14 protein-coding genes are annotated in these 17768 nt (G+C 68.3%); 5 read left to right on the forward strand and 9 right to left on the reverse strand.

Features of this window, described 5'->3' with window-relative positions; translation table 11 throughout:
• Positions 1–45 precede the first annotated feature (45 nt).
• The 4 genes from LGR64_RS19655 to hemC are packed head-to-tail and all read right to left on the reverse strand — an operon-like array spanning position 46 to position 4273.
• Positions 46–1353, reverse strand: coding sequence for a heme biosynthesis HemY N-terminal domain-containing protein (locus LGR64_RS19655; protein ID WP_012204152.1), 1308 nt, complete (start codon positions 1351–1353; stop codon positions 46–48).
• Between the two features lie 19 nt (positions 1354–1372).
• Positions 1373–2515 carry a uroporphyrinogen-III C-methyltransferase gene (locus tag LGR64_RS19660; protein WP_063326880.1) on the reverse strand — a complete coding sequence of 381 codons (1143 nt, stop codon included), beginning with the start codon at positions 2513–2515 and terminating at the stop codon, positions 1373–1375.
• Complete coding sequence (locus LGR64_RS19665) at positions 2512–3321, reverse strand: uroporphyrinogen-III synthase (protein WP_230356674.1); 810 nt, start codon at positions 3319–3321, stop codon at positions 2512–2514. Before LGR64_RS19665 ends, LGR64_RS19660 begins: the two co-directional genes overlap by 4 nt.
• Before the next feature lie 13 nt (positions 3322–3334).
• Entirely contained in the window at positions 3335–4273 is a 939-nt protein-coding gene (hemC, locus tag LGR64_RS19670; protein ID WP_013803628.1) for a hydroxymethylbilane synthase, read from the reverse strand.
• 112 nt (positions 4274–4385) lie between these two features.
• Here hemC and ppc point away from each other — a divergent pair, with 112 nt between their 5' ends.
• Together ppc and LGR64_RS19680 are read left to right on the forward strand one after the other, a co-directional pair.
• Complete coding sequence (ppc, locus tag LGR64_RS19675; protein WP_013803627.1) at positions 4386–7235, forward strand: phosphoenolpyruvate carboxylase; 2850 nt, start codon at positions 4386–4388, stop codon at positions 7233–7235.
• A gap of 102 nt (positions 7236–7337) precedes the next feature.
• A complete protein-coding gene (locus LGR64_RS19680) occupies positions 7338–9446 on the forward strand; it encodes a PTS sugar transporter subunit IIC/EAL domain-containing protein (RefSeq protein ID WP_141829457.1) in 2109 nt (702 codons plus the stop codon).
• A 51-nt stretch (positions 9447–9497) separates the two neighbouring features.
• On the opposite strand, the gene flhC is transcribed toward LGR64_RS19680, so the two are convergent.
• The 5 genes from flhC to LGR64_RS19705 form a co-directional block, all read right to left on the reverse strand.
• Complete coding sequence (flhC, locus tag LGR64_RS19685; RefSeq protein WP_012204158.1) at positions 9498–10040, reverse strand: flagellar transcriptional regulator FlhC; 543 nt, start codon at positions 10038–10040, stop codon at positions 9498–9500.
• A gap of 27 nt (positions 10041–10067) precedes the next feature.
• Positions 10068–10394 (reverse strand): flagellar transcriptional regulator FlhD, encoded by a 327-nt coding sequence (gene flhD / locus LGR64_RS19690; protein ID WP_012204159.1) that lies wholly within the window; start codon positions 10392–10394, stop codon positions 10068–10070.
• 320 nt (positions 10395–10714) lie between these two features.
• Positions 10715–11620, reverse strand: a complete 906-nt coding sequence (locus LGR64_RS19695; protein ID WP_141829455.1) for a sulfurtransferase — start codon at positions 11618–11620, stop codon at positions 10715–10717.
• 93 nt (positions 11621–11713) lie between these two features.
• A complete protein-coding gene (locus LGR64_RS19700) occupies positions 11714–12619 on the reverse strand; it encodes a DMT family transporter (protein ID WP_034391274.1) in 906 nt (301 codons plus the stop codon).
• A 337-nt stretch (positions 12620–12956) separates the two neighbouring features.
• Entirely contained in the window at positions 12957–14096 is a 1140-nt protein-coding gene (locus LGR64_RS19705) for an aromatic ring-hydroxylating oxygenase subunit alpha (RefSeq protein WP_012204162.1), read from the reverse strand.
• A gap of 340 nt (positions 14097–14436) precedes the next feature.
• Between LGR64_RS19705 and xseB the strand changes: the two genes are divergently transcribed.
• From xseB to dxs, 3 genes are read left to right on the forward strand one after another with little or no spacing between them, the layout of a single operon-like run.
• A complete protein-coding gene (gene xseB, locus LGR64_RS19710) occupies positions 14437–14673 on the forward strand; it encodes an exodeoxyribonuclease VII small subunit (RefSeq protein WP_012204163.1) in 237 nt (78 codons plus the stop codon).
• 8 nt (positions 14674–14681) lie between these two features.
• A complete protein-coding gene (locus tag LGR64_RS19715) occupies positions 14682–15632 on the forward strand; it encodes a polyprenyl synthetase family protein (protein ID WP_096916875.1) in 951 nt (316 codons plus the stop codon).
• A 39-nt stretch (positions 15633–15671) separates the two neighbouring features.
• Positions 15672–17552: a 1-deoxy-D-xylulose-5-phosphate synthase gene (dxs, locus tag LGR64_RS19720; protein WP_034391284.1), complete on the forward strand. Its 1881-nt coding sequence runs from the start codon at positions 15672–15674 to the stop codon at positions 17550–17552.
• Positions 17553–17768 lie beyond the last annotated feature (216 nt).

The raw sequence follows: 17768 nt of genomic DNA on the forward strand, positions 1-17768 counted from the left end.
AAGATGAAGGCCGCAGCACCCGTGGTACCCCCGGGCTGCAGGAGTTCAGGGCCGGGCGGGATCGGCGGGCAGCATGACCACGGCCTGCGCCGCTTGCTTCCAGGCGGCGGCGGCTGCGTCGGCATCGCCCCGGTGCTCGGCCATCAGGGCCAGGCGCTGCCAGGCACGGGTGCGCAGTGCGCTTTCCTGCAGATGGGGCGCAGCGCGCAGCAGCAGTTGCTGGGCCTTGCCCCAGAGCTGGCGCTGCACGCAGGCCATGCCGGCCAGGTATTGCAGGCGGGGTTCGCGCGGATGGCTGTTGGTGGCCGCCTCGATGCGTGCCAGCCAGGTGCCGTCCAGGCCGTCCAGGCAGGGCTCCAGCACCTGGACCAGGCGCGGCAGATGCGATTCGCTGCGCGGGCCGGCATGGGACAGCAGGCGTTCCCACACGGGCAGCAGCCAGGCGCGGGCCTGCGCGGCCTCGCCGCCCAGGGCCATGAGGCGCGATGCGGCCGGCAGCGCGATCTCGGGCATGGCACGTTCCTCACCGTCCAGCGACAGCCAGAAGTGCTGCAGCTGCGTGGTGTCGCGTGCCTCGTTGATGCTCTCCAGCACCAGGCCGCGCACCACGCTGGCGGCGGCCGCTGGCGAGAAGGCGCGGTGCTTGGCCAGCAGGCGCGCCGTGTCCAGCGCCGTCGATGTCTGGCCGGCCAGGCGCGAGGCCTTCAGGCGGATGCGCAGCGCAATCGTGCGGCGTGCCGCGCCCTGGGGCAGTTCGGCCAGGCGGCGCAGCGCATCAGCTGCGTCGCGGTCGTCCAGGGCCCAGCGCGCGGCGCGCATCTGGGCGCCTTCGCGCATTTCCTGCTCCTGGGCATTGCCCTGGGCCGGTGCATTGGCCAGGACTTCGCGCCAGTGGTGGTCGCGCTGCGGGCTGTCCTGCAGGGCGTGGGAGGCATCGGCGGCCACCATGTGGGCGGCCGCACGCAGCCGCGTGCCGTGTGGCACGGCGGCATGGGCCTCGGCCAGGGACTCCTCCATCGCCAGGGCGGCCAGTGCCGACTTGCGTGCGCGCAGGAAGCGGCCGGCCTGCTGGTGCGACAGGGCTTCCAGCAGGCTGTGGTGCATGGCGCGCTCTTTTTGCTGGCTGCGCCAGCGCCGCGCCTGGTGCGGCATCTGCAGCAGCGCGGCCAGGGCGCGCAGCGCGGCATACAGCAGCACGAAGGCCAGCACGATGATGGCAATGGCCAGGTTCAGGGACAGGTCCAGCCGGTAAGGCGCCCAGAACAGGGTCACCGTGCCCTGGTTGGAGCCCGCGAACAAGGCGGCCGCAACGGCCATGCCGAACAAACCGATCAACCACAGTGCAGCGCGCATTCGTCTGTCTCCCGGCTGCTCAGCGGCCTGCGGCGGCCGTTGCCAGCGCCGCCAGGGTTTCCTGCAGCGCAGGCTGTTCGGTGGTGCGCAGATTGGCCTGGATCTGCTGCAGCTGGGCCTGCACGATCTGGGTGCGGCGCGCGGCAGGATCGAAGTATTTGTTCACGGCCATGCCCGAGGCGGCCAGGTCGGCACGCGCCGCATCCCACTGGCGCGACAGCAGGGCCAGGCGCGAGTTCAGCAGCTTGAGCTTGAGGTTCTCGCGCAGGAAATAGGCCTGCTCGGGCGCCAGCAAGATGGCATCCGGGTGGTCGATGCGGCTGACGCGCAGCAGGTCCTGGGCCTCTTCGCGCACGGCCGTCCAGCCGCGCTCGCCCCAGGACTGCCACCAGCTCCACTCGGTGGGGCTGCCCTCGATGGGGGCGGGCTCGGGCTGGCGGGCCGTCTGGCCGGCCACGCCGCGATGGCGGCTGGCGCGTGGCTGGGCCACGGCGTTGAGCAAGGGCATCTCGTCGACCAGGCGCACCAGGTCTTCGATGCGCGTGAGCAGGCCGGCGGTGTCGGTCACGCTCATGCGGGCCAGCCGCTCCAGGTCGCGGTCCAGCGCCCGCATCACGGGAGCCAGACGGGGCTGTGCGGCGCGCTCTATGCGCTGGCGGGCGTTCTTGAGCGTGGCCACCAGTGGCTGCAGGCTGCCGGACAGCTCGGCCTGCTGCTGGGCCAGGCGGATGGAGGAATCTATGTCCACCACCAGATTCTCGTCGCGCGAGCGCGACATGCTTTGCAGGAGTTCGTCGAGCTGCGTGCGCTGCAGCGACAGCTCGGCAATGCGCGCTTCCATGACCGAGGTGCGCGCCGCGCTGTCGCGGGCCAGGTCCTGGGCGTCGCGCGCCAGGGTGCGGGCTTCGACCGACTGGGAGCCGGACTGCGCGGACTGGCGGGCCAATTGTTCCTGGATATTGCCCAGGCGCTGCCAGAGCATGCCGCAGGCAATGAGCGCCGCCACGGCCACGGCGCCCACGCCCAGGACCAGGGCAGAGGAGCCGCTGCGCAGGTCTGCAGCGGGGCTGCTTTGGGCGGAGCCGGCAGCGAATGCTGCGGCGGAGGCTGGGGGCGTCAGGTCCTGCGGGGTGGGGCGGTCTTGCGCTGCGTCGGAACTCATGGCGTCGATTCTATCGACGCAACCACGTCCTCCAGAGCCGGCCGACATTGCTTGACATATCCGAATCCCAGTTGTCTGGCCTGGGCGGCGATTCGCTCGTGCGTAGCAAGCGCTCGCGCCTTTTGCCACGATTGGCCCGGCAGGAGCTGTTGCAGGTTGGCAACGGATTCGGCGCTGCTGAGCAGCCAGAGCGAGCCATCTTCGGCCGCCTGGCGTGCCAGTGCCGTCTGGGCTGCATCCCAGGCAGGCAGTTCGCGCTGGTAGACGGCCAGCATTTCGACCTGGGCACCTGCCTCGCGCAGTCGGGCGGCCAGCCAATCGCGGCCGGCGCCTGCCGTGGCCGGCACGGTCCTGGGCGCTCGTGCCTGGCTGTCGCCGCGCACGATGAGCACGCGGTCGCCCGCATGGATCTGGTCATGCACGCGCTGCCATAGCGTTTCGGATTCGAACTGGGCGGCGTCCGGTGGCGGGCCGTCGATCTGTGCTGGCGCAATGCCCAGGGCCAGCAGCGCCTGGGCGGTGCCGGGGCCGGGCGTCCAGGCGCGGGTGGAGGCCGGAAGCCGTGCGGGGTCGGTGCCGAAGAAATGCTGGACGGCATTGCCGCTGACGAACATCACGGCGCGGTAGCCCCGGCCTTCGCGCAGCGCGTTGCGGGCGGCCTGCAAGGCCTGTTGCGTGGTCGCATCGCGGCAGGGGCCTATGGCCATCAGCGCCAGCGGCTGGGCCGGCAGGCCACGAGCCTGCAGCGCATCCACCCACGCGGCTGCGTCATGGGCCGGGCGGGTGACGAGTATGCGCGGTGGCATGTGGGCGTGCCGTCTAGAGCTTGGGGGCCGGTTGGGCGCCCGCCGCCTGCAGCAGCGCAGCCACGTGCTGGCCCAGCGCGTCGGCGCTGGCGAAGTCGGTGACGGTGGCGTCGGCGTGCACCTGCACCAGCGGCAGCCGGCCTTCCGGGTCTCCCCAGGCTGCGTCCAGGCGCAGTTGCTGGCCGTCGAATGTGCCGTGCGCCGCCAGCGGCATGGAGCAGCTGCCGCCCATGCAGCGGCTGACGGCGCGCTCGGCGGTCACGGTCAGCCAGGTGGTCTGGTGGGCCAGCGGGGCCAGCGCGTCGATCAGGTCCTGGCGGTCGGCGCGCACCTCGATGCCCAGCGCGCCCTGGCCTGCGGCCGGCAGCATGCCGGTGGGCTCGAACCTGGCGCGGATGCGGTCGGCCAGGCCCAGGCGCATCAGGCCTGCGGCGGCCAGCACGATGGCGTCGTAGTGGCCTTCGTCCAGCTTGCGCAGGCGGGTGTTCACGTTGCCGCGCAGCGGCTCTATCTTCAGGTCGGGGCGCAGGGCCTGCAGCAGTGCCTGGCGGCGCAGGCTCGATGTGCCGACGACGGCGCCCTGCGGCAGCTCGGCCAGCGTGGCGTAGCGATTGGAGACAAAAGCGTCGCGCGGGTCTTCGCGCTCCATCACGCAGGCCAGCACAAAGCCTTCGGGCAACTCCATGGGCACGTCCTTGAGCGAGTGCACGGCGATGTGGGCGCGTCCTTCTTCCAGCGCCACTTCCAGCTCCTTGACGAACAGGCCCTTGCCGCCCACCTTGGACAGCGTGCGGTCCAGGATCTGGTCGCCCTTGGTGGTCATACCCAGCAATTCCACTTCATGCCCCCGGGCGCGCAGCAGCGCCTGGACATGCTCGGCCTGCCACAGTGCCAGCTGGCTCTCGCGCGTGGCGATCACGATGGAGTGGGGGAGAAGTGGTTTGGTGTTCATCAGGTGCCTCGGGGGGAGCGCGGGATGCTAGCATGCTGCGCCGCAGTAAACCCGGCACCAGGACCGAAGCCCAAGCAAACCGATACGCTGACCGATTCCAGGAGATTCGTTGATGGCCACCGCCCCCCGCAAGAGCAATGCGCGAGATGACAGGCGTGATGACAAGCCTGTCCGCAAGACGGACAAGGACCTGCCGCTGATCGAGGACATACGCCTGCTGGGGCGCATTCTGGGCGATGTGATCCGCGAGCAGGAAGGCGTGGCGGCCTTCGAGCTGATCGAGCAGGTGCGCCAGCTGTCGGTGACCTTCCGCCGCGATGCCGACGAGACCGCCGACCGCGCGCTCAAGCGTCTGCTCAAGGGCCTGACGACGGACCAGACGGTGAGCGTGATCCGCGCCTTCACCTATTTCAGCCATCTGGCCAACCTGGCCGAGGACCGCCACCACATCCGCCGCCGCGCCGTGCACGAGCGCGCGGGCAATACGCAGGAGGGCAGCATCGAAGTGGCGCTGGCGCGGCTGCGCTGGGCCGGCATCTCGGCCGGCACCGTGGCGCAGACGCTGGCCAAGAGCTATGTGGCACCCGTGCTCACGGCCCACCCCACGGAAGTGCAGCGCCAGAGCATTCTGGTGGCCGAGCGCGACATCTCCCAACTGCTGGCCGCGCGCGAGGACATCGTGGCCCGCGCCCAGCTGTACAACAGCGCCAAGGACGCGCTCACCCCGCGCGAACTGGAGCGCAACGAGGCCCAGCTGCGCGCCCGCGTCAGCCAGCTGTGGCAGACGCGCCTGCTGCGCTACTCCAAGCTCACCGTGGCCGACGAGATCGAAAACGCGCTGTCCTACTACGAAGCCACCTTCCTGCGCGAGATCCCCAAGCTGTATGCGCAACTGGAGCAGGAGCTGGGCAACACCCTTCCCGTGCACAGCTTCCTGCGCATGGGCCACTGGATCGGCGGCGACCGTGACGGCAACCCCAATGTGACGGCCCAGAGCCTGGAGCTGGCGCTGTCGCGCCAGGCCGACGTGGCGCTGCGCCACTATCTTCGCGAGGTGCACTACCTGGGCGGCGAGCTGTCGCTGTCCCAGCGCCTGACCGATGTGTCCACCGAGATGCAGGCCCTGGCAGAGCGCTCGCCCGACACCAACGAGCACCGCTCCGACGAGCCCTACCGCCGCGCGCTCACCGGCATCTACGCGCGCCTGGCGGCCACGCTCAAGGGGCTGACCGGCGGCGAGGCCGCGCGCCATGCCGTGGCGCCGCAGAACGCCTATGCCTCGCCCGAGGAATTCCTGGCCGACCTGCGCGTCATCGATGATTCCCTGAGCCGCAACCACGGCGAGGTGCTGGCGCCCCAGCGCCTGCGCCCGCTGATGCGCGCCGTGCAGGTCTTCGGTTTCCACCTGGCCACGGTGGACCTGCGCCAAAGCTCGGACAAGCATGAGGAAGTGGTGGCCGAGCTGCTGGCTGCCGCGCGCCTGGAGCCCGACTACTCGGGCCTGCAGGAAGACGCCAAGTGCGCCTTGCTGGTGCGCCTGCTGGAAGAGGCGCGGCCGCTGCGCGTGGTGGGCGCCGACTATTCCGAGCATGCGCGCGGCGAACTGGCCATCTTCGAGACCGCGCGCCGCCTGCGCGCGGCCCTGGGCGCCGAGGCCATACGCCACTGCATCATCAGCCACACCGAGTCGGTCAGCGACCTGCTGGAAGTGCTGCTGCTGCAAAAGGAGGCCGGGCTGCTGCGCGGCACGCTGGACGACGGCGCCATCTGCGACGTGATCGTCGTGCCGCTGTTCGAGACCATTGGCGACCTGCGCAGCGCCTCGCCCATCATGCGCCGCTACTTCCAGCTGCCCGGCGTGGCGGCCATGGTGCAGCGCAGCGGCGGCGAGCAGGACATCATGCTGGGCTACAGCGACAGCAACAAGGACGGCGGCATCTTCACCAGCAACTGGGAGCTGTACCGCGCCGAGATCTCGCTGGTCGAGCTGTTCGACGAGCTGGCCGACAGCCATGGCATCAGCCTGCGCATGTTCCATGGCCGCGGCGGCACCGTGGGCCGGGGCGGCGGCCCCAGCTACCAGGCCATCCTGGCCCAGCCTCCGGGCACGGTGCGTGGCCAGATCCGCCTGACCGAGCAGGGCGAGGTGATCGCCTCCAAGTACGCCAACCCCGAGATCGGCCGGCGCAACCTGGAGACCCTGGTGGCCGCCACGCTGGAGGCCACGCTGCTGCAGCCGACCAAGCCGGCCACGCGCGCCTTCCTGGATGCGGCGGCCTTCCTGTCCGACGCCAGCATGGGCGCCTACCGCGCCCTGGTGTACGAGACCCCCGGCTTCACCAGCTACTTCTTCAGCAGCACGCCCATCCGCGAGATTGCCGAGCTGAACATCGGCTCGCGCCCGGCCTCGCGCAAGCCCTCGCAGAAGATCGAGGACCTGCGCGCCATTCCCTGGGGCTTCAGCTGGGGCCAGTGCCGGCTCACGCTGCCGGGCTGGTACGGCTTTGGCGCCGCGGTTAAGGCCTTCATCGACCAGCCGGGCAAGGATGGCAAGGCCCAGCTGGCCCTGCTGCAGAAGATGTACCGCCAGTGGCCGTTCTTCCGTACCCTGCTGTCCAACATGGACATGGTGCTGGCCAAGAGCGACCTGAACCTGGCCTCGCGCTATGCCGACCTGGTGCCGGACGCGCGCCTGCGCCGGCGCATCTTCAGCGCCATCGAGGCCGAGTGGCACAGCACCGTCGATGCGCTGGCGCGCATCACGGGCGACAAGCAGCGCCTGGCCCACAACGAAGCGCTGGCGCGCTCCATACGCCATCGCTTCCCCTACATCGATCCGCTGCACCATCTGCAGGTGGAGCTGGTGCGCCGCTGGCGCGCTGGCCAGACCGATGAGCGCATCAAGACCGGCATCCACCTGTCCATCAACGGCATCGCGGCCGGGGTGCGCAACACGGGCTGATCCTGCTCTCTGGAGGCCGCAACAGCCCTTTGCGGCCGGCGTTGTACGATGTGCTCCGGACAGGAGCGCCTGACTTCTGCCGGGAAGAAAAGGGTGGGAGCCATGGGCAACAAGACGTCACGGGCCGGCTTTCCGGACGTGCAACTGTTCCTGACACAGCGCCTGGCCAGGCTGGCCGGCGCCAACTCCATGCGGGCCATACGCGAGGGCCTGCTCTGGCTGGTTCCCTGTCTGCTGGTCTCGGCCCTGTTCCTCATCCTGTCGGCGCTGGCGCAGATGTCCGGCCAGCCCGAACCCGTGGTGCGGGTGCTTGCGGGCCTGCACGCGGAGATCGGCAGCATCCTGCCGCTGCTGGTGGCCGCATCCATCGGCTACATGCTCTCCATACGCCACCGGCTGCCGCGCCTGCCGGTGACCTTTCTGTGCTTCGCGCATGTGCAGATGGCCATTTATCTGCTGAGCGAGCATCCGCGCGCGGCGGCCACCCTGGTGCTGTTCATCTCCATCGCCTCCCCCCTGATCACCGTGCCCCTGATGGCGCGCCTGAGCCGGCTGCGCTGGACGCGCATCGCGCGCACCGGCTTCGTGAGCGAGAACGTGCGCGAGGTCATGAACCTCGTCGTTCCCGGCGCCCTTGTCGCCGTGCTGCTCGTGCTGCTGCTGCTGGGCCTGCAACAGGTGCTGCCGGATCTCACGCGGGCCGAACTGCCGCTGGCCATCGCGGGCCCAGAGACCCCCTACCGCAGCGGGCTGACGCTGGCATTGCTCAATTCCGTGCTCTGGTTCTTCGGCGTCCAGGGGTACTACGCCATGCAGCCCTTCTTCCAGGTGCTGGACCAGGCGGTGGTGGCCAATGCCGCCGCGATGGCGCAGGGGCTGCAGGCGCCCTGGGCGCTCAGCGGCGGGCTGATGGGCTCCTTCGTCTTCATCGGCGGCTCCGGCGCAACGCTGTCGCTGGCGCTTGCCGTGCTGCTGTTTTGCCGGGGGCGGGGCCTGCGCGTGCTGGCGCTGGCGGCGCTGCCCATCTCCTTGCTCAACGTCAACGAGATCCTGCTGTTCGGGCTGCCGATCATCCTGAACCTGCGCCTGCTCGTGCCGTTTCTCGCGGTACCCGCCATCAACCTGGTCGTGGCCGTCACGGTGGTGCAGGCCGGCTGGGTGGCACCGGCCTCCATGGTGCTGCCGCTGACTGCGCCCGTGGTCTTCAATGCCTATGTGAGCACGGGCGGGGACATGGCGGCCGTGGTGTTGCAACTGGCATTGACGGCCCTGGGAGCGCTGATCTATGCGCCCTACGTGCGGGCCATCGACCGGCTGGGCCAGGACGACGGTGCCATCGTGCTGCACGCGCTGGACACCACGTTCTCGCGCCTGCCCGAAGAGGCCGGGCTGATCGTGCGCGATCCGCTGGTGCAGGCGCACCAGGCGCAGGCCCGGCGCGAGACCATGCTGGCGCATATCCGTCGCATCAGCGAGTACGAGTTCCACCTGGAATTCCAGCCCCAGGTCTCGCACCGCAGCGGCCTGTGCCTGGGCTGCGAGGCCCTGCTGCGCGCGCGGGACGCGCAGGGCCGCTTGCAGCAGCCCGGCAGTTTCCTGCGCTGGCTGGCCGATGCGGGGCTGATGCGCGAGGTGGACCTGTGGGTGGCGGGCGCTGCCGTGCGCCAGAGCCGGCACTGGCGTCAGGAGGGCTTTGCCATGCCGATCAGCATCAATGTGTCGGGTGCCACGTTGACCTCGCCCGAGCACTGCTCGCGCCTGATGCTGCTGCTGGCCCAGGCCAGGGGGCAGGTCGGCGTGGAGATCACGGAGGAAGAAATGGTGGGCGACGTGGAGGCGATCCGCCGCGCCATAGGGCAGATCCATGCGCTGGGCGCCAAGGTGTCCATCGATGACTTCGGCACCGGCTTCTCGTCCATGAGCTACCTGCACCAGTTCGATGTGGATGCCATCAAGATCGACCGCAGCTTCGTCGTGGCCAGCGGCCATGCCAAGGGCGAGCTGGTGCTGGACGGCCTGCTGCGCTTTTGCGAGGCGCTGCAGCTGAACGTGGTGGCCGAGGGCGTGGAGACCGAGGCGCAGTTGCAGGCCCTGGGCTTCGAGGGCGATCTGCTGGTGCAGGGCTGGTACTTCAGCCGCGCCCTGCCGGGCGAGAAACTGCCGCAGTTCGCCAGGGACTGCGCCGCCAGGGCAGGCGGCGGGACGGTCTAGATTCCTGGATTCCTGCGGCGGCATCGCGGGTGCGATGCGCAGTGCAGATCATCAGTGCAGCATCAGCGAGCCGGCGCTCTTGCTCTTGCCGGCGCGTGCGGGCGGATTGCACAGGCCGCACTGGTAGTGGCGCTCGTTCTCGTAGGGCTCGGTCACGAACTGGCCCTTGCACACCGTGCACTGGGTGCGGGTCAGCATCTGCGCGTCGACGAACTTCACCAGGCGCCATGCGCGGGTGAAGGACAGCAGCGCTTCCAGCTCGGCGGCCTGGATCTGCTCGGTATAGAGACGGTAGGCCTTGGTCAATTGTTCAACGGCATCCAGCTCGGCGCCCTTGGACAGGTATTCGTAGATATTCAGGAACAGCGAACTGTGGATGTTCTCCTGCCAGGTCAGGAACCAGTCGGTCGAGAACGGCAGCTGGCCCTTGGAAGGCGACTTGCCGGCGATCTCCTTGTACAGGCGGATCAGGCGCTCGTAGGACAGCGTGGTCTCGGATTCGAGCACCTGCATGCGTGCACCCATCTCGATGAGCATGGCGGCGCGCTCGATCTGCTTGGACTCGTTCAGGACACTTTTGGCGGGGGTGGACATGGCGGGCTCCAGAGTTCTTCAGGCGGATCAGAGGACTTCGGAGACGCGGCTGGCCATCAGGATGTTGGCGTGCAGCGTGTTGGTCGCACCGTTGCCGATCTTGTTGCTGCTGTGGTTGGTCAGCAAGCTCCAGACCATTTCGTCGTCCACCCGGAAGCTGGCGAGCAGGGTGTTGCGCGAGGCCAGCTTCAGCACCTGGGCTGCCGACAGTGCGGCCAGCAGGTCGCACGATTCTTCGTTCAGTCCCAGGCGGAACACCGCTTCGGCCTTGTCCTGGCGGATCAGGGTCTGGGCCAGCATCAGGTAAGTGAGGTTGGCTTCGCGGATTTCGGCAAGCAGCTGTTCATTGTTCATAGGACCATCCTTTGCATCTCGGCAGCCGCAACGCCCGGGTAGAAACAAGATGTTCAACCTGTTGCGATCTGTTGAGATGGATTGTGGAGGAGGGCCCTTCGCCGTTGAAGTCGGGGCAGGTCTGCGCCGGATGTCTGGTTGTGAGACGGCGTTTGTAAGATTTACCTTACACCTGTAGCAAGGTTTGGATGACTCGATTTCGCTCAGGCCAGGCCGTCTGGGGGCTTGGGAGCAGGCTGCTGCAGTGGTGTTGTTGCATGTCGGCCTTTTGACACAGTGCTGTCATTGTGCAGCCTCCCCAAGGGGAGGCATAAGCCGAATTAGCCGAGCTCCACCGGCCTCTTCGGGTCACTGCACCACTCGCTCCAGCTGCCCGCGAATAGCCTTGCAGGCGGCAGTCCCGCAATGCGCATGGCCAGCAGGTTGGGCAGCGCGCTCACGCCGCTGCCGCACTGGTGCACCACGCTGGCCGGATCGCGGCCTGCCAGCAGCTGTTCGAACTCCGCGCGCAGCAGGGCGGCAGGCTTGAAGCGGCCGTCGGCGGCGATGTTCTCGGTGAAGGGCCGGTTGAGCGCGCCTGGGATGTGGCCGGCCACAGGGTCCAGCGGCTCGACCTCCCCGCGGTAGCGGGCCGGGGCGCGAGCATCGACCACGGTCTGGCCTGCGCTGCCCAGTGCATCGAGCACCTGCTGCGCCGTTGCCAGTTGCTGCAGCGGCTCGCGCAGCTCGAAGTTGGACTGGAAGCGCGCGCTTTCCTCGCCCGATGCCACGGGCTGGCCTGCGGCCTGCCAGGCCTGGAGACCTCCGTCGAGCACGGCCACATCGCCATGGCCGGCCCATTGCAGCATCCACCACAGGCGCCCGCAGTGGTTGGCACCGTTGCGGTCATAGACCACGGCCTGCATGTCGTTGGAAAAACCGATGCTGGACAGCCACACGGCAAAGCGTTCGCGGTTGGGCAGCGGGTGGCGGCCGCCCGAGGCGGCCTGCTCGCTGGCCGCCACGCTGCCATGGGCGCCGGGCACGCCATGCTTGGCACTGAGGTCATGGTCCAGGTCGGCGAAGACGGCGCCTGGAATATGCGCCTGCAGATACTGGGCCTTGCCGGCCGCAGGCTGGGTCAGGTCGAAGCTGCAGTCGAAGACCATCAGCGGACGGCCGCTGGCCTGCAGCGCGGCCAGCTCCTGGACGGAGATCAGGGTCTGGTAGGAGGTGTTGGAAGTCATGGATGCGGAACTCCGAAGGCCTGTGCAGGCGGTGGTGCGCCTGCGGCAAAAGATCCGATCCATTATGCGACGGCCCCAGGCGGGCCGGCGGCGTCAGCCGCGCGAACGCAGGGCCGTGGCCAGGGCGCCGCTGGCCACGATCAGGCCAATGCCGGCCCAGCCGATCAGCGGCACGCTTTCGCCGAACATCGCCAGACTCAGCAGGGCCGCGAAGACGATGCCCGAATACTGCAGGTTGGCCACGACCAGGGTGTTGCGGCTGTTGCTGGCCGAGGCGTAGGCCGCCGTCATGCAGACCTGGGCCACGGCGGCCAGCACGCCCACGGGCAGCAGCCACAGCGCGCGCCAGCCCGGCCAGGCGGACACGCCCGTGAAGCACATGGCCAGGGCACCGGCCACGGCCGAGCCCAGTGCGAAGTAGAAGACCACGCGCGCCTCGGGCTCGCCCATGCGCGACAGCGTGGCCACCTGCATATAGGCCATGGCGGCGAACACCCCGCCGATCAGGCCGCCCGCGCTGGCCACGAATTCCTGCGGCGCCGCGCTGGGGCGCAGCACCAGGATCACGCCCACGAAGCCCAGGGCCACGGTGGCGACCAGGCTCCAGGGAAACGGCGGCAGCGCGCGCAGCGCATGCGATTCGGGCTGGCGGCGCAGCTGGTGGCGCAGCAGCAGGCCCTGGCCGATCAGAAAGACCGCCATCCAGATGCTGCTCATGGAGTTGAACGTGGCCGCCGTGGCCAGCGGCAGATGGCCGATGGAGTAGAACCAGGCGCCCATGGACGTCACGCCCACGAAGCTGCGCCAGGCATGCTCGCGCGGATAGCGCGTGGCCAGCGAGATGCCCTGGTGGCGCGCCAGCCACCACAGCGCCACCATGCTGACCAGCCCGCGGTAGAAGACGATTTCCGCCGCATTGAAATCCTGGGAGGCGAACTTCACACACACACTCATGACCGCAAAAACGAATGCGGCCGCCACCATCCACAGGGCTTGCATATAAATGACCGGATAGAGCCGCACAAGGACCGCGGCGCTGGACGAGAAAAGGGTTGGGTTTTGTTTTTGGCGCATGCCGCCTGGCTGCGTACGGCCCAGGGCCGTGGCAGGGACACGCGCAAGGAACTGTATTGCATAAGCCAAGACATTGGACTTGCCTCGGGATGCATTGCCGCCGCCAGCCCTGCCCATTGGGCACATCAGGGCGCTTGCATTCAGAGGAGCTGTGCAGCTGGCCTGCCGCCTAATACAGACGGCCCAATGCAGACGGCCCGATGCAGACGGCCCAATGCAGACGGCCCGCACGAATGCGGGCCGTCGGGAGAGCCGGAGCAGATCAGCGTGCGGGGACTGCGTCACCCATCACGCCGCGATACCACTCATGGAAGTGCTGCATGCCGTCTTCCATGGGGCTCTGGTAGGGGCCGACCTCGTTGTCGCCGCGCTCGTACAGCGCCCTGCGGCCGGCGTCCATGCGCTCGCCGATCTCGTCGTCCTCGATGCAGGTCTCCATGTAGGCGGCCTTTTGCGCCTGCACGAATTCGGGCTCGAAGGCCGCGATCTCTTCGGGGTAGTAGAACTCGACCACGTTCAGCGTCCGGTCAACCGCCAGCGGGTGCAGGGTCGAGACCGTGAGCACGTGCGGATACCACTCCACCATGATGTGGGGGTAGTAGGTCAGCCAGATCGCGCCGCGTTCGGGCAGCTCGCCGTTGCGGTAGGCCAGCAGCACGTCGTGCCACTTCCTGTAGGTGTCCGAGCCGGGCTGGGCAAAGCCGGGCGCCACGCCCACGGTCTGCACCGAGTACTCCTTGGCAAACTCCCACTGCAGGTCGTCGCAGGTCACGAAGTTGCCCAGGCCCGGGTGGAAGGGGCCGACGTGGTAGTCCTCGAGGTAGACCTCGATGAAGGTCTTCCAGTTGTAGTTGCACTCGTGCATCTCGACATGGTCGAGCACGAATCCCTCGAAGCTCAGCTGCTCGCGCAGCTTCATGCCGGCCAGGTCGGACTCGATGTCGCGGCCGTTGTCCTCGAACAGCAGACCGTTCCACTCGCGCAGCCGGTAGTTGTTCAGGTTCAGGCAGGGATCGTGGCTAAAGTGCGGTGCGCCCAGTAACTCGCCGCTGGTGCTGTAGGTCCAGCGGTGCAGCGGGCAGACGATGTTGCCCCCCGCATGGCCCTTGCCTTCGGTCATCAGATTGCCCCGGCCCTTGAGCATCACGGCCTGGCGGTGGCGGCAGACGTTGGAGATCAACTCCACCTGCCCCCTGGCATTGCGCACCAGAGCGCGGCCTTCCTTTTCCTGGGGCAGGGCGTAGTAGTCGCCTATCTCGGGAACGGCCAGTTGATGGCCCACGTAGCGCGGGCCGCGTTGAAAGATGGTCTCCAACTCGCGCTGAAACAACGCAGGGTCGAAGTAACTGGAAACTGGTAGTTGGCTTGCGGCCTGCTGCAGTTGAAGACTTAAATCAGACATGGGTGACCTGACCTAAAGACTCCCCACAGGGAGGGTGCGCGTGCGCACGGGATTGGAAAAAGCAAAACCGGCCGTTCCTGGACATGGAGGCAGGCTTCACGACGTGAAAAGAAGCGGCGCCCGAGGCGCTGTCTCTTGTCGATGAGCCCGACCGTATGCCCAGGCAAGGGGCCGGTTTGACGGGGAATGGGATTATAGCCCGTGGGGTTATTTCCGGATGCCCGGTACGTGTATTGCAAGCGGCCGATGGCGCCTGTCAAGGGCTGTCCGGTTATTGGCGGCGCGGTCGCGGAGGGGCGCCTAGAATCGTCGGTTCCCCACAACGCACCGCCATCGCACCATGCCCAAGGCTGCTCCCAAGGCTCTTGCCGAGCCCACCAGTTACGAATCCGCGCTGCAGGAGCTGGAGCAGCTCATCGCGCAGATCGAGTCGGGCCAGCTGCCTCTGGAGCAGATGCTGACAGGCTACCAGCGCGCGGCGCAACTGCTCGGCTATTGCCGCGGCCAGCTCGACGCGGTGCAGGAACAGGTCAAGGTGCTTGACGAGGGGACGCTGGCCCCGTGGAGCCAGGATTGAAGATTGCCATGAGTGCCGTGATGACTTGCGCTTCCGATGTTTCCCAGCCGGCCGGCCCCGGCGCGCTGGATTTCCCCTGCTGGATGACCGATCGCCTGGCGCGCACCGAAAGCGCGCTGTCGCAATGGGTGGGCGTTGATGCGCCTGCGGGCCTGGGCGAGGCCATGCGCTACGCCGTGCTCGATGGCGGCAAGCGCCTGCGCCCGCTGCTGGTCTGGGCCGCCGCCGAGGCCGTCGATGGCCTGCAGCCCGCCGCCGTGCGTGCCGGCTGCGCGGTGGAGCTGATCCATGCCTATTCGCTGGTGCACGACGACATGCCTTGCATGGACAACGACGTGCTGCGCCGTGGCAAGCCCACGGTGCATGTGCAGTTCGGCGAAGCCTCGGCCCTGCTGGCTGGCGATGCGCTGCAGGCGCTGGCCTTCGAGCTGCTCGTTCCCGAGCCCGATCAGGCCGGCAGCATGCCGGACGCCCTGCAGGCGCGGCTGTGCCGGCTGCTGGGCCGTGCCGCAGGCGCGCAGGGCATGGCCGGTGGCCAGGCCATCGACCTGGCCAGCGTGGGCCTGCAACTGAGCGAGGCCCAGCTGCGCGAGATGCACCGCCTCAAGACCGGCGCCCTGCTGCATGCCAGCGTGCTCATGGGAGCAGCCTGCAATGAGGGCGTGGATGCCCAGGCCTGGCAGGCGCTGTCCGACTACGGGCAGGCGCTGGGCGTGGCCTTCCAGGTGGTGGATGACATCCTCGACGTGGTGGCCGACTCGGCCACCCTGGGCAAGACGGCCGGCAAGGACGCGGCCAACGACAAGCCGACCTACGTCTCGCTGCTGGGCCTGGACCAGGCCCGCGCCCATGCCGACGAGCTGTGCGCCCTGGCGCACGCGGCGCTTGCGCGCAGCGGCCTGCCGGACACGCGGGCCCTGGCGGCACTGGCCGACATGGTCGTGAGCCGCACTCACTGACAATACGGACCGCGGCCTTGCCGCTCCAAGATACCTAGCATGACCACGAACACCTACTCCCTGCTGCAGACCATCGACGATCCCGCGGATCTGAGGCGTCTGTCGCGTGCCGAACTCAAGACCCTGGCCCAGCAACTGCGTGCCTATGTGCTCGACAGCGTCTCCAAGACCGGCGGGCATTTGAGTTCCAACCTGGGGACGGTGGAGCTGACGGTGGCGCTGCATGCGGTGTTCGACACGCCCTACGACCGCGTGGTCTGGGACGTGGGCCACCAGACCTATCCGCACAAGATCCTCACGGGCCGGCGCGAGCGCATGGCCTCGCTGCGCCAGTTCGGCGGCCTGTCGGGCTTTCCGCAGCGCGCCGAGAGCCCGTACGACACCTTCGGCACGGCGCACTCCTCGACCAGCATCTCGGCCGCCCTGGGCATGGCCCTGGCTGCCAAGCAAAAGGGCGAGGACCGCCGCGCCATCGCCGTCATCGGCGACGGCGCCATGACGGCCGGCATGGCCTTCGAGGCGCTGAACAACGCCGGCGTGACCGATGCCAACCTGCTGGTCATCCTCAACGACAACGACATGAGCATCAGCCCGCCCGTGGGCGCGCTCAACCGCTACCTGGCCCAGCTCATGAGCGGACAGTTCTACGCCAAGGCGCGCGACATGGGCAAGAGCGTGCTCAAGCAGGTGCCGCCGCTGCTGGAGCTGGCCAAGCGGCTGGAGCAGCAGGCCAAGGGCATGGTCGTGCCGGCCACGCTGTTCGAGAACTTCGGCTTCAACTACATCGGCCCCATCGACGGGCATGACCTCGATTCGCTGATCCCCACGCTGGAGAACATCAAGAGCCTCAAGGGCCCGCAGTTCCTGCATGTGGTCACGAAGAAGGGCCAGGGCTACAAGCTGGCCGAGGCCGATCCCGTGGCCTACCACGGCCCCGGCAAGTTCGATCCCAGCGTGGGCCTGGTCAAGCCGGCCACGCCCCCGAAGCAGACCTTCACCCAGGTCTTCGGCCATTGGCTGTGCGACATGGCGGACAAGGACCAGCGCCTGGTGGGCATCACCCCCGCCATGCGCGAGGGCTCGGGCATGGTGGAGTTCCACAAGCGCTTTCCGGGCCGCTACTACGACGTGGGCATTGCCGAGCAGCATGCGGTCACCTTCGCGGCCGGCATGGCCTGCGAGGGCCTCAAGCCCGTGGTCGCCATCTATTCGACCTTCCTGCAGCGCGGCTACGACCAGTTGATCCACGACGTGGCGCTGCAAAAGCTGCCCGTGGTCTTTGCGCTGGACCGCGCAGGCCTGGTCGGCGCCGATGGTGCCACGCACGCAGGTGCGTATGACATCGCCTTCGTGCGCTGCATTCCGCACATGAGCATGGCCTGCCCGGCCGACGAGCGCGAATGCCGCCAGCTGCTCACCACCGCCTACGAGCAGGACCATCCCGTGGCCGTGCGCTACCCGCGTGGCGCGGGCGTGGGTGTGGCGCCGCTGGAGAGCCTGGAGGGCCTGCCCTTCGGCAAGGGCGAGGTGCGCCGCGAGTCTGCCAAGAAGCAGGTCGCCATCCTGGCCTTCGGCACCCTGCTGTACCCGGCCCTGGCTGCGGCCGAGGCGCTGGACGCCACCGTGGTCAACATGCGCTGGGCCAAGCCGCTGGACGAGGAACTGCTGCGCCAGGTGGCCTCCACGCACGAGCTCATCGTCACCGTGGAAGAGGGCTGCATCATGGGCGGCGCAGGCAGCGCCGTGGCCGAGTCGCTGCAGGCCGCCGGCATCACGCGCCAGCTGCTGCAGCTGGGCCTGCCCGACGAGTTCATCGAGCACGGCGATCCCGCCAAGCTGCTGGCCCTGCAGGGCCTGGATGCGGCGGGCATCGAGGCTTCGGTCCGCGCCCATCTGGCACCCGAGCGCGCCGTGGCCTGAGCGGCGCCGGGCAGCCGGCCAGCCGAGCAGAACTACGCGGGGGAAAACCCCGTCCGCGCTTGCTTTGCGGCGTTTTTAGAATCGATACCACCTGATACAGTGTGAATGCACGTGCGAACGTGCGTTTTTTTTGCCGCCGGGTCGCCCCAAGGCAAAAAGCGGCCCCCTCGGGGTGGCCGCGGACCTTGCGCAGCAAGGGGGGCGTAGGGGCTTTTT

Origin of the sequence: Delftia sp. Lp-1, from assembly GCF_020523835.1 — a bacterium.
Taxonomy (GTDB): Bacteria; Pseudomonadota; Gammaproteobacteria; order Burkholderiales; family Burkholderiaceae_C; genus Comamonas; species Comamonas acidovorans.

What these genes read in the sequence shown, in the direction of transcription:
- dxs (WP_034391284.1), top strand. Translation starts at nt 15,672, where the DNA reads ATGACCACGAACACCTACTCCCTGCTGCAGACCATCGACGATCCCGCG.
- LGR64_RS19680 (WP_141829457.1), top strand. Translation starts at nt 7,338, where the DNA reads ATGGGCAACAAGACGTCACGGGCCGGCTTTCCGGACGTGCAACTGTTC.
- LGR64_RS19695 (WP_141829455.1), bottom strand. Translation starts at nt 11,620, where the DNA reads ATGACTTCCAACACCTCCTACCAGACCCTGATCTCCGTCCAGGAGCTG.
- LGR64_RS19700 (WP_034391274.1), bottom strand. Translation starts at nt 12,619, where the DNA reads ATGCAAGCCCTGTGGATGGTGGCGGCCGCATTCGTTTTTGCGGTCATG.
- LGR64_RS19705 (WP_012204162.1), bottom strand. Translation starts at nt 14,096, where the DNA reads ATGTCTGATTTAAGTCTTCAACTGCAGCAGGCCGCAAGCCAACTACCA.
- flhD (WP_012204159.1), bottom strand. Translation starts at nt 10,394, where the DNA reads ATGAACAATGAACAGCTGCTTGCCGAAATCCGCGAAGCCAACCTCACT.
- LGR64_RS19655 (WP_012204152.1), bottom strand. Translation starts at nt 1,353, where the DNA reads ATGCGCGCTGCACTGTGGTTGATCGGTTTGTTCGGCATGGCCGTTGCG.
- hemC (WP_013803628.1), bottom strand. Translation starts at nt 4,273, where the DNA reads ATGAACACCAAACCACTTCTCCCCCACTCCATCGTGATCGCCACGCGC.
- LGR64_RS19665 (WP_230356674.1), bottom strand. Translation starts at nt 3,321, where the DNA reads ATGCCACCGCGCATACTCGTCACCCGCCCGGCCCATGACGCAGCCGCG.
- LGR64_RS19660 (WP_063326880.1), bottom strand. Translation starts at nt 2,515, where the DNA reads ATGAGTTCCGACGCAGCGCAAGACCGCCCCACCCCGCAGGACCTGACG.
- flhC (WP_012204158.1), bottom strand. Translation starts at nt 10,040, where the DNA reads ATGTCCACCCCCGCCAAAAGTGTCCTGAACGAGTCCAAGCAGATCGAG.
- xseB (WP_012204163.1), top strand. Translation starts at nt 14,437, where the DNA reads ATGCCCAAGGCTGCTCCCAAGGCTCTTGCCGAGCCCACCAGTTACGAA.
- LGR64_RS19715 (WP_096916875.1), top strand. Translation starts at nt 14,682, where the DNA reads ATGAGTGCCGTGATGACTTGCGCTTCCGATGTTTCCCAGCCGGCCGGC.
- ppc (WP_013803627.1), top strand. Translation starts at nt 4,386, where the DNA reads ATGGCCACCGCCCCCCGCAAGAGCAATGCGCGAGATGACAGGCGTGAT.